Source organism: Peribacillus sp. NPDC097264 (assembly GCF_050277925.1).
Taxonomy (GTDB): Bacteria; Bacillota; Bacilli; order Bacillales; family DSM-1321; genus Peribacillus.
Window position 1 is genome coordinate 82,148 of the sequence record NZ_JBNNSR010000008.1, and the last position, 14,284, is coordinate 96,431.

The following is a 14,284-nucleotide window of genomic DNA, read 5'->3' on the forward strand; positions in this document are numbered from 1 at the left end:
CAGGGTGATGTTCAAAAGCAAGAGAAGGCGCTTGTACAGTGCTCTATATCTGGGGCTTCCTCTCTGGAAGCCCCTTGTTATTAGGCGAGAGGTATCCTAAAATTCTATATAGAATGGATGGGTGCTTTCATCCAAACAGCATTCAATTTTCTGACTGAAATTCCTGAAAGTCACCATTTCCAAAGCCTGCTCAATGGGATAATACCCCACTTCCAAACTCTCTGGTGACGTTGTTACTGTTCCTCCAACTGGTTTAGCTAAAAATAGTGTATTACAGATGGACTCTTCAACATTTTGAAAGATCCCACAAAATTTCAAAACCTCTATATCCATACCTGTTTCCTCTTTCGTTTCTCTTATGGCGGCTTCTTTCAAGGACTCGCCTTCTTCAACTTGTCCCCCAGGCATTTCCCAACCTCGCATGGGCCCCTTGATTAATAGAATTTCCCCTTGCTCATTGATTACAATCGTTGCTGCTGAGACGATGTGTTTTGGTGGTGAGAAGATTTTCTGCGTGCCATGTTCCAATCGACTTCCCCATTTCTATTGTTTAGTAGTCTAGCTGTTGCCCGTTCCTCGGACTTCCTGCCTGGTGCTTCCTCCATAATACCACCACATGTAAAAAAATTCCTTTTGAAGCGTAGGACTCAAAAAGAAGGCTTCAAATAAATGAAACGATATACCTATATATACTCTTGGGGATTAAATCTCATCTAAGAACAATTATGGTAGAATAAAATAATAACCCAAATAAAGTAACCTCAGTATGTTTTATGAATTTTATTGGGACATCTTACATATTCATGTAACAGTACTAAGTATTAAGAAGGAGTGTCATTCAACTATGAAAATATCAGAATTAAAAAGAGAAGCAAGGCTTTCATTGAAAGGGAACTGGGGAACGGCATTAGCACTTTCGTTAATCATGTTCTTGGTTAGCATTGTCATACCCACCACATTAGAAATCATGTTAAGTGGAGGGTGGGCAGAATGGTCAAACCAGGAAGTGACGCCGATATGGGCGTCTGCAATGGATATGCTTATATCGATTTTAATAATACCGTTCTCGATAGGTATTTACTGGTTTTATCTTGACCTGGTAAGAATGGAAAGTACATCGTTCGAGAAAACATTTTCGATTTATAAGGATGGGAAAATGTTTTCAAAAGTGATCATTGTATCCATTGTGCAAGGAATATTCGTCTTTTTGTGGTCTTTATTACTACTCATACCCGGGATTATCAAAGCTTTGGCGTATTCCCAAGTGTTTTTCTTATTAAAAGATCATCCGCACTTAACGACGCTTGAAGCGATTACGGAGAGCCGAAGAAGGATGAACGGCCTTAAATGGAAATACTTTCTCATGTGCTTAAGCTTTATAGGGTGGGGAATTCTTTGTTTATTCACGATAGGAATTGGATTCTTATGGTTGGTTCCTTATATTGGGACAACGATGGCGGCCTTTTATAACGAATGGATAGCCTCTCAGGTTGAAAGTGAAATAGTGGAATGAATTTTTAGCCGGTAGCATAATTGCTGCCGGTTTTTTTTATGTAAGGAACTTCATAAAATTATAGAATGGGTGGGTAAAAAGTGGTGGGATGGAAGGTTCATGGTTACTCTTGGGTATTTATCTTATAATGGTGTAGTTTACTATTAAAGGTAAATTTAGAAATTACATAGTGGAACATGACGATTCTAGTAGGAATTTTGAAAAGATAGGGGTCGATATCATGACTGAAGTTATTGCCGTAAAAGAAATCCCACAGTTTAAGACACGTACAGAGGAATTCAGCCCGTACGATTGGTGCAAAAAGATGCTAGAAAATGATTCTGTGATCTATCACGAGGGAACGGATACGTGGAATGCTTTTAAATATGACCATGTTAAACTTGTACTCAGCGATTACAAGCACTTTTCGAGCGTACGAAAACGGACCACGATTTCAGTTGGTGCAGATAGTAAAGAAGGGGCCATCCCTGACAAGATTAACTTGATTGGGGTGGATCCACCCTCACACAGAAAACATCGTTCGCTTTTAGCGGCTGCCTTCACGCCCAGGAGCCTACAAAACTGGGAGCCTCGCATTCAAGAGATCGTGAATGAACTGATCGAGGACATAGGGGACTCCGAAATGGATATTGTCCATTCATTGACAAGCCCCCTTCCTATCATTATTATGTCTGACTTGCTGGGGGTGCCTTCTAAAGATCGATTGCTCTTCAAAAAATGGGTCGATATCTTATTCCTTCCTTTTGAAAAGGAAAAAGAGGAAGAAGTTAATAAAAAGAAGCAAATAGCCGCAAAGGAATACTATGAATATATTTATCCTATCGTTTTGGAAAAGCGCTTGAATCCAGCAGATGATATCATTTCCGATTTATTGAAGGCGGAAGTGGATGGAGAAACGTTCACAGATGATGAAGTGGTACGGACGACGATGCTGATATTGGGAGCAGGAGTGGAAACGACCAGCCACTTGCTGGCCAACTCGTTTTATTCGCTTTTGTATGATGACCCTACCGTTTATGAAGAACTGCACCAAAACCCGGAATTGGTACCACAAGCGGTCGAAGAAATGCTACGGTACCGGTTCAATTTAGTCAAATTGGATCGCACGGTCAAAGAAGATAATAATCTATTGGGCGTGGAACTTAAGAAAGGTGACGTCGTGATCGTTTGGATGAGTGCGGCGAACTTGGATGAAGCCATGTTTGAAGATCCTTTCACGGTAAACATCCACCGACCTAATAATAAGAAACATTTAACGTTTGGGAATGGCGTGCATTTCTGTTTAGGGGCACCGCTCGCCCGACTTGAAGCCAAAATTGCCCTCACCACATTCGTGAAGAAATACGCCCGCATCGAACCAGTCGAATCTTTCACTTTAGAAGACAGGCTGACCGATGCCGCGACGGGACAAGCCTTGATGTCGTTACCGATGAAGCGGTATAAAGCCTAAGATAAACCGGGACTGTCGAATAGACAGTCCTTTTTCGTATTCTGGATTTTTCCATGTTTTATGGAACGGAATGACGTTTCAATCGTATACGTAATAAAATCACTTCTTTAGGAGGCGGATAGGATGAAAATCAAGACGTTTTATGGCTGGACGGAAAAAGGAATGGATAAAAAAGTGAATGAATTCTTAGCGGCGGTCCCATCCATTAATGTTGTGGATATTAAGTTTGGTAGTCCGGTATTTTTTTTTAGTGCGATGGTCATATACAAGGAAGAGTTTCCATCACCTTAACAAATGGAAGAGAGGAGGCCCACTTTTATGGAGAAAGAAGTTGTCATCGTAAAAAAAGAAAGAAAAAAGAAGTATTATAAAATAGGGATGGTCCTTCTGATGCTATCTCTGCTCACTTGGCTCATTCCGGTTGTGGCGCCATTTACGCCTTTTTCGACAAACATAAAGGCGATGATCATTGGTGGAGCCATCATCATCGCCGAAATCATGTTTTGGGTAGGAGCCATTTTGGTTGGAAAAGAAGTGGCAGCGAGATATAAAAGTTACCTCCATCCAAAGAATTGGAGAAAGAAACGGGAAGGTGAGAATCATCGAAACTGAAATGTTGAAAATATTCAATGAAGACCGAACCCATATCGGTGAAGCAACGAGGGAAGAAGTGCATAGGCTCGGACATTGGCATGAGGTGTTCCATTGCTGGTTCGTCAGTCGGGAAGATGAAGTGGATTATCTCTATCTCCAACATCGCTGTTCTATGAAAAAGGATTATCCGGATTTGTTGGACATCACGGCTGCGGGTCATTTACTGGCTCACGAAACGGTGGAAGATGGTGTAAGAGAAATTAAAGAAGAGTTAGGCATCGCGTTATCTTTTGATGAGTTGGTGTCAGTAGGGGTGATGGAAGACTGTGCGATGATGGAGAATTTCATCGATAAAGAACTGGTCCATCTATTTATATATAAGAGCACGAATCCGCTGAGTGATTTCACCTTGCAAAAGGAAGAAGTGTCGGGAATCGTGAAGGTTAAACTGGAGGATTTCGAAAAGCTATGGTTCGGTCCTATAGAAGAGATACATATTCAGGGATTCGAAATGAATGATCTGGGTCAGCGCGTTACCGTCGATCGATATGTAGGCAGGGATCGATTCGTTCCGCACGAAACTTCCTATTACGAAGGCTTGATCCAGTCGATTAAACGTGAATTAAAATAAGAAAAAAGTCAGGGATTTGATGGTTTTTGTCGAAAAATCGATATATGGAGGTTTTTCGACGAAACAAATCCCCTTTGGGAAGATATCTTTCCATTTTAAGAAGATAAACTCGCTCCTTTGATAGAAAAAAACGAGCTTATATAAGTCCTCCGCGGTAGTCAGTCCCCGTTTTGCGTCTCTAATTGCAGTAAGAATTCCTTCATTTCCAATCCGCCCCGGTATCCGGTGATTGCCCCATTTTTTCCGATGACCCGATGACATGGAACGGTGATCAGCACGGGGTTGGCCCCGATGGCCGTTCCGACCGCACGAACAGCGGTGGGTCTTTGAATCATCCTCGCAATTTCGGAGTAAGAAGTGGTTTTCCCGTATGGAATCTGGTTCAATGCTTCCCAAATGGCTACTTGAAAAGCGGTTCCCCTCACATCCACAGGTAATGAAAAAGTCCGTCGTGTTCCCTCGAAATACTCATATAGTTCAGTAAGATAAGGATGTAACGCTTCTTCACTCTCCAAAAGAATCGACTGAGGAAACCGTTTTTGTATCCACTTTTCCAAATCTTCATAAGACTGACCAGGTGAACCGACATAACAGAGGCCTTTCTTCGTTTTCGCTATGTATAGATGCCATTTGTCGTATGCTAAAACCGCCCAATTAATGGTTTCTTTCATATTCCTCCTCCTTTTTTTTAGAGATTTCTTCTCTTTTTAGTATACAAGAAAGTGTACTGTAACCAACAGTTCAATGAAAATTTACATACACTTAAAAAACAAATGGTAGTATAGAGACACAAAGAAACTTTGATATTCAGGGGGAAGACACATTGGGTCACAGTAAACAAAACAAATGGAAGGACATTAAAATAGCGGAAGTTCTTCAACTAGCCTTGAATACGGCCTTGATCTTATTGGCTTTATCTTTATGCGTGTTACTTGCTAAGGAAATCTTCTATTTCATAAAGATGGCGCTTTATGATCCGGAAATACGGATAGAATTCGAACTCTTGGAACGCATTTTGATGTTCTTTTTGTATTTTGAATTCATCGCGATGATCGTGAAATATTTCAAAGAGGATTATCATTTTCCTATACGATATTTTCTCTATATTGGCATAACGGCCATGATCCGGCTCATCATTGTCTACCATGAAAATCCGGTACATACCCTTCTTTATACGTTATCGATTTTAGTGTTGATTATCGGCTACTATATCATGAGCTCCGCGACGGCACGGAAGGGAAAACTTTAACGACAAGTATAGACTAATGATGTTAGGAGCGGGACTGGATGCCTAGGGGTGTCTGGTCCTTTTTTGCTGCTTACCGGATTGAGGAGCTTCCATATTCATCGTGACCTACAATTAAACTCAGTCGCTTTTAAATCCTACCAATCTCTCCAAAAGTACCAGGGGTAAAACCATGGTGCTTTTTTCCTTATTTAGAACGGGAAAGAAGAATGATATAAAAAACTCTTGCAAACAGTAATGATTACGGTTTATGATTTAAATCGTAATCATTTTGATTTATTAATGGACTAAGGAAGAGGAAAGGCAGGTGGAGAATTGATATTCGTGGGTGATACATAAAAAAATTAAAAATGGAGGTTTATATGTTACATACATACCGGGCATTGCCACTATTCCTTTTCATGTTTTTCCTTTTGGCGGCTTGTGCTTCTGAGTCTGCAAAGGAAGGGGAAAAAGAAGTGAATGTCTTATTTAACTTTTCGACGAATTCATTGGATCCACATGTCGATACAAGTTATGTATCGCTTCGTGCAGGGATCACGGAAACGTTGGTTCATCTTAATGACGAGGATTTATCTATTGAGCCGTGGCTTGCAAAGAGTTGGAAGAGTCAGGATGGGCAAGTGTGGGAAATTAGCCTGAAGGAGGGGGTGACCTTTCAAAATGGGAAGCCGATGGACGGAAAGGCGGTGAAGGCATCTTTGGAGAGGGCGATGAAAGATAGCCTGGCCGTTAAGAATGCTTTGCGCATTGAATCAATTGAAGCGAAGGGAAATCTCCTGATCATCAGAACGGAGATGCCTTTCCCGGAATTCCCCTCTGAGTTGGTCCATCCGAATACGTCGATCATTGACGTAAAAGAACGTGATTATAGGAACAAACCGATTGGGACAGGGCCGTTTGCCGTGGCGAATTTCATGCCGGGTACTAGGGTCGATTTGGTCAGATATGATTCTTACTGGGATGGGGCCGCAAAATTGGAGACAGCCAGGTTTTCTTTCAATGAAGATGCCAATGCACGCTCTCTTGCACTGAAATCGGGTGATGCAGATATCGTCTTTCGTCCGGAGGTGGAAAGTCTCGCTGATCTGGAAGCAATGGATACCATCAAGGTGGATTCCACTCCCACGTTCCGTGTCCATCAAATAACGATGAACTTGGAAAAGAAGGCTTTGCAAGATATCCATGTGCGGAAGGCAATCGATGCGGTGATCGACCGTCCATCGATCGTCGATACGATATTACAAGGGCATGCTGAGGTGGCAAAAGGGCCATTCCCCTCCAGTTTTTCTTTTGCGCCAGATTACCCCAAGAAGGAAAGTGGCATGGAAGCGGCTCGAATGTATCTGGAAAAAGCGGGATATAGGAAAGTGGGTGGAGTCCTGAAAAGAAACGGGAAACCGCTAAAATTATCGTTGTTGACCTACAGCTCGCGGGCCGATTTACCGTTAATCGCCCAAGTTTTTCAGTCGGATGCTGGCAGATTAGGAATTGATGTGGAGATTAAACAAATCGATATACCGGAAGAATACATGGCTGCGAATCGAGATTGGGATTTAGCGACGTACAGTAATTTAACCGCACCGCGCGGAGATGCAGGATATTACTTGAATGCGACATACCATCCAAAAGGTGCCTTGAATTTCAGTGGTGTGATTGACGATCATTTGACGACACTGATCGATACGTTAAACGTAACGGTTGACCAGGACAAGCGTTCGGAATTAGCAGAGGGCATTGCGATGTATGTGGATGAACAGGTGTATAATTCTTTTATTTTACATCCGAATACACTTGTCGCCTATGACTCCGATAAAGTGAAGAACTGGGTCACGTCGCGGAGTGAGTATTACATGTTGACGAATGAACTGGATGTGCTGTAAATGTTCCGCATTTTCGGACGGCGATTTCTAGAAGTGACCTTGTTTATTCTCGCCATCACGTTTGTCAGTTTTCTCTTCGTGCGTCTCGCCCCAGGGGATCCGGTGCTAACGATTCTTCAAGTGGATGATGTATCCATAACAAGCGACCAAGTCGATGAGCTCCGTGAAGAAATGGGGTTTAATGATCCTTTGCTTGTGCAATATGGTCACTGGTTCATGGATTTCATCCGGATGGATTTCGGTCAATCGTATATCACGAAACAGCCTGTGATGACCATGATCATAAGCGGCATGCCCGCGACGCTGGAGTTGTCGATTGGAGCCTTGCTTGTGATGGTTAGTGTTGCCCTCCCTCTTGGCTCGCTCGCCGCATTGTACCGGGAAAGTTGGATCGATCAATTTAGCCGGGCTTTCTCGATGGTGGGGGCCGCCATTCCGAGTTTTTGGCTGGGCTTGCTTTTAATTGACTTATTGGCGGTGCGATGGGGTTTGTTCCCCACGATGGGAAGGGACGGGATTCAATCCATGGTCCTTCCTTCCGTTACGTTGGGTCTTGCGATATCAAGTGCATATGTCCGTTTGATCCGTTCAAGTTTAATAGACTCGCTCAGCCACGAATTTATTAGAGCAGCCAGGTCTAGGGGGATATCAGAAACAAGAATATTCTTCTCCCATGCTTTTCGCTATAGCCTACCACCGGTCATCACGGTTTTTGGTGTAAGTCTTGGCAGCTTGATAGGCGGCGTCGTCGTGATCGAAGTGATTTTTGCTTATCCTGGTATGGGCAAGATGGTCGTTGATTCCATTCGTTCGCGTGATTACCCGGTCATCCAAGGATATATGGTGATCATGGCCATTCTGGTGTTTATCGTAAATAGCGCTGTAGATGTGTCATACCGATATGTAAACCCGGAACTTAGATTAAAGGAAAAGGACGGATTGTGATGGAAGCAGTATGTGGACACCAAATCAAGCGAAAAAAGAAAGCGGCCGTTCTAACCACCACAGTGATTTCGTTGCTGGCTGTTGGCATGTATGTGTATGTCTTTCACTACTTGAAGCATGATCCAGCACTCGTCAATTTGGAAGAGAGACTAGGGCCTTCAAGCCTGGAACATCCGCTTGGGACGGACCATCTAGGACGTGACGTGTTAACGCGCCTGTTACTTGGTGCGAAGTTGACGGTCGGTTATGGGGTACTTGCCCTTTTGGCAATCGTGGGGGTCGGTGTGCCGTTTGGTATGATTGCCGGATTCAAGGGAGGGCTGGTGGATCGAGTCTTCATGAGGATTGCTGACGCTTTTCTTTCGTTTCCGGATACAATCGTGGCCATTGTCCTGAGTGGAATATTAGGTCCGGGAATCGGGAACTTGCTCCTTGCGATTGTCGTCGTGAAATGGGTGAATTATGCCCGGCTAGTGCGTAGTACAGTCATTGCTGAACGCCAAAAGGATTATGTCACGATAGCGAAAATAAATGGGTTGAGTTCACTCCGTATTTTGCGAAAACACCTGTTGCCGCACTTGATTGGCCATGTACTTGTACTTGCAAGCCTCGATCTGGGGAAAATCATCTTGCTTATTTCCTCACTTTCCTATATCGGCCTTGGCGCACAGCCTCCCGCACCGGAATGGGGGGCGATGCTAAATGATGCCCGTCCCTATTTTCAGAACAACCAATGGCTGATGATCTATCCGGGAATCGCGATTGCAGGGGTTGTCCTACTTTCCAATCTACTCGGAGATTATTTGCGTGATAGATTTGATGTGAAAAAGGAGGTGGGGTCATGAGCATTGTAAAGATGGAAAATCTTTCGGTTAGTTCTAAGGAAAATAGAATCGTTAAGGATATTTTCTTGGATATCCGTGAGGGGGAATGGCTCGCACTTGTTGGGCAAAGTGGGAGCGGCAAAAGCTTGACGGCCATGGCCATCGGGCAATTATTGGCTCCTAATCTTCAGGCAACAGGGGTGATCAGTTACAGAGGGGACAATCTATTGACACTATCACATTCTCAAATGCGTAAGCTCCGGGGAAAAAGTATAGCTTATATTTTTCAAGATTACCAAGGTTCATTCACTCCGTTTCTAACGATAGGAAAACATTTTGAAGAATATCAAAAGGCGCATCTGTCGCTGTCTAAAAAAGCTCGGCGGCAGCAAGCGGTACATGCACTGAAAGCGGTGGGGCTTTCCGAAGAAATCTATCATAGATATCCCTTTCAACTTAGTGGAGGGCAGCTCCAACGGGTCTCGATTTCGCTTGCCTTGCTACTTAAACCCGATATCTTGATAGCGGATGAACCGACGACGGCCTTGGACAGTGTATCCTCTTTCAAGGTTTTACAGGTATTATCCCTGCTGCAAAAAGAAACCGGGTGTGCCATCTTGTTCATTACCCATGATCTACGCCATGTAAGGAACTATGCAGACAGGATTGCCGTCATGAAGGATGGGGAAATCATTGAAACCGGTGATAAGCACCAAGTGTTGAGCCACCCCAAGCATGCTTATACGGATCAATTGATTCGGTCATCTCCACCTCTTAGACCGAGGCATGAATCAATCACGTATGAGGTGGTGAGATGAGTCTGTTGGAAGTGAAGCACCTAACCAAAACCTTCAATGGCGGAACGGACGTACTGAAGAACATCTCTTTTGCGTTGGATAGAAAGGAATGCCTAGGAATCGTCGGGGAAAGTGGATGTGGGAAGAGTACACTTTCCCGTTGCCTTTTGCAAATTGAAGCTTTCCATTCAGGAAGCGTCGTTTTCGATGGGGTGTCACTGCATGACAAAAATGAACGCCAGTTAAAACCATATCGAAAAAACATTCAGGCAGTTTTACAAAACCCTACGGCATCGTTGAATCCAAAGCTGAGAATAAAAGATTCGTTACTCGATCCATTTTTACAATACGGCAGTCAGGCGAAGATGAACCATTTTCCGTATACGGGTGAAAAGGCATTCGTCGCTCAATTGTTGGAGGCCGTTGAACTTACCAAAGAAATGGCGGAACGCTATCCGCATGAACTGAGTGGAGGACAGAAACAGCGTGTGACCATCGCCCGCGCCATAAGCATAGAACCTTCGCTCATCATATTGGATGAACCGACATCGAGTCTTGATGTCATATCTCAAAGGGCTGTACTAAGATTATTGGATGAACTGCGGCGAAAACTAGAAATTTCTTACTTATTTATTTCCCATGATTTAGCGGCTGTACATGAAATGAGCCAAACCCTCCTCGTGATGAAAGAGGGCACGATTGTGGATAGATTTGAAAAAGAACAACTTTTCTCGCGGGCACGTCACTCCTATACACAAGATTTGATTTCCGTGTTTGAGTGATTTTTTTAAGGCTTAAATCGTAATCATTTTGATTAATGAAGAACTAACAAATTGAGGAGGAGGTTATTTTGAACCATCGGTCATATTTGGCAATAGCGCTTCCCCTGACGCTTTCGACAATCACAACACCACTTTTGGGTGCGGTGGATACGGCTGTCGTGGGGCATTTACCTAATCCTGCTTACCTGGGCGGTGTGGCTGTAGGCACGATTATTTTCAACACCATGTATTGGTTATTTGGATTTTTGCGTGTCAGTACGTCAGGATTTGCCGCACAAGCACTTGGAGCAAATGATGAAAAGCAAGGGATGTTCGCTTTTACAAGACCATTTTTACTCGCGATTGCTGTGGGGTTATTCTTCATTCTTCTTCAAGGACCTATTGAAATGGCTTCGTTAGCCTTAATCGGCCCGGGAGATGACGTGCGACAATACGCTTCTGATTATTTTACCATCAGAATATGGGGTATGCCATTTACTTTGATGAATTACGTCATTCTGGGATGGCTGATGGGGATGTCCAAAATCAAGGTTTCTTTAATGCTGCAAGTATTCATGAACATCATGAACATTGTCCTCGACCTGTTGTTCGTCACAGTATTTGCATGGGGAGTATCGGGAGTGGCCATCGCAACGCTATTATCCGAAGTGACAGCCTGTTTCATCGGGCTATTCTTCATCGTAAGAGCATTGCCAGGTATCCAAATCCCTTCATGGAGAAACCTGTTTGACCCGTTATCCTTTAAAAAAATGATGGCGGTGAACCGCGATTTATTTATCCGGACGCTCTGTCTTTTAATGGTGTTCAATATCTTTACGGCAAAAGGAGCTTCATATGGCACGGAAGTATTGGCGGCAAATGCCGTTCTCATCCAAATCCATTACATCATGGCTTACTTTTTCGATGGATTGGCCAACGCCTCAAGCATTCTTGCAGGAAAGGCAATTGGCTCGAATGATCGGTCTTTATTTAAACGGACCATTAGATTGTCATGGCAGTGGGGAATTCTATCTTCCCTCCTAATTGCAGGCAGTTATTTCGTAGGGAATAGTTGGATTATATCCTTTTTCACGAGCACACCGAGTGTTGTGGACCTAGCTACCATTTACAGCCCATGGTTGCTCTTATTTCCACTTTCAGCAAGCGTGGGCATCGTGTTTTATGGCGTTTTTACAGGGGCAACTCAAGCAGGACCGGTCCGAAATTCCATGGTGTACTCCTTACTTGTCTTTTTACTGGCTTTATATTTGTTGATTCCTGAATTTCAAAACCATGGAGTGTGGCTGGCGTTCATCCTATTTAGTTTAGGACGTTCAGTATTCTTGGTTCTCTATATTCCACAGTTAAGTCGAAAATTATTTCCTAAGAGGAGTGTTGAATTTGAAGACAATAGAATGGGCTAACAAACAAGAAAAAATCATCCATATGTATAAGGATAGTTATCGAATTTTGGTAGAGGAAGAAGATTTATCTCCCCGTAACGAGACCATCAACCGCGTTTTATCCGAGTTGGTTTCCACTTTATCTAAACCGATGAAGCAATCGGAAGCTGACGAAATTCTAGGTGATGAGGGAATCAAGCAGATACGAAAAGACATGCTGCAAAAGCTGTCTTTGGCGGAGTGCTTGATGGAAGAGTACTATGCCCAAACATTTAGGGATAAAGTGCAATCGATACATGACTTTGGTTCTTTCATCTATTGGGATAACTATGTAGAACTAATCAAGACGGAAATGGAAGAATTGAAAAGGATAAAGAGGGATGTGAATTCCTTTGCATTTGTAGGGACAGGCCCTTTACCTTTAAGCCCCTTGTTGCTAAAACAGGAAATGGGGGCTGAAATGACGTGCCTCGACCTGGATGTCCAGGCCCATGAACATGGGCGACGTTTCATTCAAGACCTGGATAGGGATGGAACGTCCGACTACATCTTGAAAGATGGAGCGCTGCATGATTATAAGGGACTGGATCTCGTTTGGATTGCCAGCCTCGTACCGAATAAAGAGGAGATAGTAAGAAGGATTTTTGAAACGAATCCGGAAGCACTTGTGGCTATCCGCTCTGTTGATGGGATTCATCAATTGCTATATGAACCAGTTGATGCAACGAAATTCCAGACGGTTTCATGTGAAGAAGCAGGCAGGACCGTTGCAGATTCCTTCATTATTAATTCAACGGTATTTTATACATATAAGCAGTAACCGGCCGTATTCTAAGGGAAAATCTGAATAAATATACTGGAATCACCTTTGTGCTTTCATATCAATCTAGAAACCTCCTTGACAATTACAAGTTACTAAAATATAATTACTTACATAAAGTAACTAGATAGGGGGAATGGAAGTTGACTAGGAACGAATTGGGTTTGATTTTTTTACGCATTATTTTAGGACTGATTTTTTTCATTCACGGATATTCAAAGTTTCAAGGTGGAATCGATAATACGGTAGGCTATTTCGAAGGTCTCGGAATACCAGGGTTCATGGCTTATATGGTCGCAAGTATAGAATTAGTTGGTGGCCTTGCGGTGATACTAGGCATGGGCACACGAATTATTTCCATTTTATTTGCGGTCATCATGGTTGGGGCCATCTTCACAGCAAAATTACCTGATGAGTTTTTTGGTTACGAGTTTGATTTGGCGTTGTTGGCTATGTCCCTTTGCCTCGCCTCTGCAAATCGCACTCGTTTCTCACTTGGCTATAGACTTTTTAAAAATAAAGAAGGGGGTGTAACGATTGAGTAAATTTCATAGAAAACCAGTAACGTTTGTTGGGGAAGTGAGTATCAATGTCCTGAATTTGGCGGATGCCATTGCATTTTATGAAGAAATAATCGGTTTTCGAGTATTGGAAAAGACGAATCGTAAAGCCGTGTTAACGACGGACGGAAAAACGCCTCTATTAACACTGGAGCAGCCGGAAGATGTTATTCCAAAAGAAGGACGGACATCAGGGTTGTATCATTTTGCCCTTTTGCTGCCGACACGTGCGGACTTAGCGGTCTTTTTACGGCATTTGCTTACCACCCAATATCGTTTCGGAGCGGCGGATCATGCTGTGAGCGAAGCACTATACATTACGGATCCGGATGGAAATGGGATTGAAGTGTATTATGACCGTCCATCGTCCGAATGGGAATGGGCGAATGGGGAAGTTAAAATGGTGACAGACCCGTTAGACGGTAATAGTATTCTGGCAGAAAGTGATGCCGCATGGAGTGGTTTGCCCGCCGGAACATTGATGGGGCATATTCATCTGCATGTAGCCAATCTAAAAGACACGGAGAAATTTTATACATCGGGACTTGGATTCAAGGTCGTGACCCGTTACGAAGGGGCACTCTTTACATCAACCGGGGATTATCACCATCATATCGGGTTAAATGTATGGAACGGTGTGGGTGTACCTACTCCTAAGAAAAACAGTGTAGGGCTGAACTGGTTTACTCTTGTTTATGCAGACGAAGAGGCGCGAAATAAAGTGATCGGACAGCTGAAACAAATAGGAGTAGAGACCATACAAAATGATGAAGGGTATGTCATTACTGATCCATCGGGAAATGAAATCCATTTAGTGATCAATTAGGCCCTCTAGAAGGATACGATCCATTCTTTAG

At 43.3% G+C, this 14,284-nt stretch carries 17 protein-coding genes; 15 read left to right on the plus strand and 2 right to left on the minus strand.

Annotated elements, in window-relative coordinates:
- Positions 1-96: 96 nt before the first annotated feature.
- Complete coding sequence (locus ACQKL0_RS14320) at positions 97-528, minus strand: NUDIX hydrolase (RefSeq protein WP_427688232.1); 432 nt, start codon at positions 526-528, stop codon at positions 97-99.
- Positions 529-844: 316 nt separating this feature from the next.
- Here ACQKL0_RS14320 and ACQKL0_RS14325 point away from each other — a divergent pair, with 316 nt between their 5' ends.
- From ACQKL0_RS14325 to ACQKL0_RS14345, 5 genes are all read left to right on the plus strand, one after another.
- On the plus strand, positions 845-1,513 hold the full coding sequence (locus ACQKL0_RS14325) for a DUF975 family protein (protein WP_407408263.1): 669 nt from the start codon (positions 845-847) through the stop codon (positions 1,511-1,513).
- 217 nt (positions 1,514-1,730) lie between these two features.
- Positions 1,731-2,963 carry a cytochrome P450 gene (locus ACQKL0_RS14330; protein WP_427688377.1) on the plus strand — a complete coding sequence of 411 codons (1,233 nt, stop codon included), beginning with the start codon at positions 1,731-1,733 and terminating at the stop codon, positions 2,961-2,963.
- Positions 2,964-3,086: 123 nt separating this feature from the next.
- Complete coding sequence (locus ACQKL0_RS14335) at positions 3,087-3,254, plus strand: sporulation protein Cse60 (protein WP_402957920.1); 168 nt, start codon at positions 3,087-3,089, stop codon at positions 3,252-3,254.
- 27 nt (positions 3,255-3,281) lie between these two features.
- Positions 3,282-3,575, plus strand: coding sequence for a transporter suffix domain-containing protein (locus ACQKL0_RS14340; protein WP_402957917.1), 294 nt, complete (start codon positions 3,282-3,284; stop codon positions 3,573-3,575).
- On the plus strand, positions 3,487-4,188 hold the full coding sequence (locus ACQKL0_RS14345) for an NUDIX hydrolase (RefSeq protein ID WP_427688234.1): 702 nt from the start codon (positions 3,487-3,489) through the stop codon (positions 4,186-4,188). Before ACQKL0_RS14340 ends, ACQKL0_RS14345 begins: the two co-directional genes overlap by 89 nt.
- A 158-nt stretch (positions 4,189-4,346) precedes the next feature.
- Here ACQKL0_RS14345 and ACQKL0_RS14350 read toward each other — a convergent pair whose 3' ends face one another.
- Positions 4,347-4,859, minus strand: a complete 513-nt coding sequence (locus ACQKL0_RS14350) for a methylated-DNA--[protein]-cysteine S-methyltransferase (protein ID WP_427688236.1) — start codon at positions 4,857-4,859, stop codon at positions 4,347-4,349.
- A gap of 152 nt (positions 4,860-5,011) precedes the next feature.
- On the opposite strand from ACQKL0_RS14350, the gene psiE reads away from it, so the two are divergent.
- The 10 genes from psiE to ACQKL0_RS14400 all read left to right on the plus strand — a co-directional run bounded on the left by psiE (position 5,012) and on the right by ACQKL0_RS14400 (position 14,253).
- Positions 5,012-5,437, plus strand: a complete 426-nt coding sequence (psiE, locus tag ACQKL0_RS14355; protein WP_402957911.1) for a phosphate-starvation-inducible protein PsiE — start codon at positions 5,012-5,014, stop codon at positions 5,435-5,437.
- A 359-nt stretch (positions 5,438-5,796) separates the two neighbouring features.
- On the plus strand, positions 5,797-7,317 hold the full coding sequence (gene nikA / locus ACQKL0_RS14360) for a nickel ABC transporter substrate-binding protein (protein WP_427688237.1): 1,521 nt from the start codon (positions 5,797-5,799) through the stop codon (positions 7,315-7,317).
- Positions 7,318-8,262, plus strand: a complete 945-nt coding sequence (nikB, locus tag ACQKL0_RS14365; RefSeq protein ID WP_427688239.1) for a nickel ABC transporter permease — start codon at positions 7,318-7,320, stop codon at positions 8,260-8,262.
- Entirely contained in the window at positions 8,262-9,107 is an 846-nt protein-coding gene (gene nikC, locus ACQKL0_RS14370) for a nickel transporter permease (protein WP_427688241.1), read from the plus strand. The genes nikB and nikC overlap by 1 nt, the downstream gene beginning before the upstream one ends.
- Complete coding sequence (locus ACQKL0_RS14375; protein ID WP_427688242.1) at positions 9,104-9,904, plus strand: ABC transporter ATP-binding protein; 801 nt, start codon at positions 9,104-9,106, stop codon at positions 9,902-9,904. Before nikC ends, ACQKL0_RS14375 begins: the two co-directional genes overlap by 4 nt.
- The gene (locus ACQKL0_RS14380; RefSeq protein ID WP_427688244.1) at positions 9,901-10,665 is read left to right on the plus strand and encodes an ABC transporter ATP-binding protein; all 765 of its coding nucleotides are present in this window, start codon (positions 9,901-9,903) and stop codon (positions 10,663-10,665) included. Before ACQKL0_RS14375 ends, ACQKL0_RS14380 begins: the two co-directional genes overlap by 4 nt.
- A 68-nt stretch (positions 10,666-10,733) precedes the next feature.
- Positions 10,734-12,068, plus strand: a complete 1,335-nt coding sequence (locus tag ACQKL0_RS14385; RefSeq protein WP_427688245.1) for an MATE family efflux transporter — start codon at positions 10,734-10,736, stop codon at positions 12,066-12,068.
- Entirely contained in the window at positions 12,046-12,867 is an 822-nt protein-coding gene (locus ACQKL0_RS14390) for a nicotianamine synthase family protein (protein WP_427688247.1), read from the plus strand. The genes ACQKL0_RS14385 and ACQKL0_RS14390 overlap by 23 nt, the downstream gene beginning before the upstream one ends.
- 143 nt (positions 12,868-13,010) lie before the next feature.
- Complete coding sequence (locus ACQKL0_RS14395) at positions 13,011-13,412, plus strand: DoxX family protein (RefSeq protein WP_427650723.1); 402 nt, start codon at positions 13,011-13,013, stop codon at positions 13,410-13,412.
- A complete protein-coding gene (locus ACQKL0_RS14400; RefSeq protein WP_427688249.1) occupies positions 13,405-14,253 on the plus strand; it encodes a VOC family protein in 849 nt (282 codons plus the stop codon). The genes ACQKL0_RS14395 and ACQKL0_RS14400 overlap by 8 nt, the downstream gene beginning before the upstream one ends.
- Positions 14,254-14,284: the final 31 nt, after the last annotated feature.

Coding starts and splice junctions, on each gene's coding strand:
- ACQKL0_RS14325 (WP_407408263.1), top strand. CDS start 845: ATGAAAATATCAGAATTAAAAAGAGAAGCAAGGCTTTCATTGAAAGGG.
- ACQKL0_RS14335 (WP_402957920.1), top strand. CDS start 3,087: ATGAAAATCAAGACGTTTTATGGCTGGACGGAAAAAGGAATGGATAAA.
- ACQKL0_RS14340 (WP_402957917.1), top strand. CDS start 3,282: ATGGAGAAAGAAGTTGTCATCGTAAAAAAAGAAAGAAAAAAGAAGTAT.
- ACQKL0_RS14350 (WP_427688236.1), bottom strand. CDS start 4,859: ATGAAAGAAACCATTAATTGGGCGGTTTTAGCATACGACAAATGGCAT.
- nikA (WP_427688237.1), top strand. CDS start 5,797: ATGTTACATACATACCGGGCATTGCCACTATTCCTTTTCATGTTTTTC.
- nikB (WP_427688239.1), top strand. CDS start 7,318: ATGTTCCGCATTTTCGGACGGCGATTTCTAGAAGTGACCTTGTTTATT.
- nikC (WP_427688241.1), top strand. CDS start 8,262: ATGGAAGCAGTATGTGGACACCAAATCAAGCGAAAAAAGAAAGCGGCC.
- ACQKL0_RS14375 (WP_427688242.1), top strand. CDS start 9,104: ATGAGCATTGTAAAGATGGAAAATCTTTCGGTTAGTTCTAAGGAAAAT.
- ACQKL0_RS14380 (WP_427688244.1), top strand. CDS start 9,901: ATGAGTCTGTTGGAAGTGAAGCACCTAACCAAAACCTTCAATGGCGGA.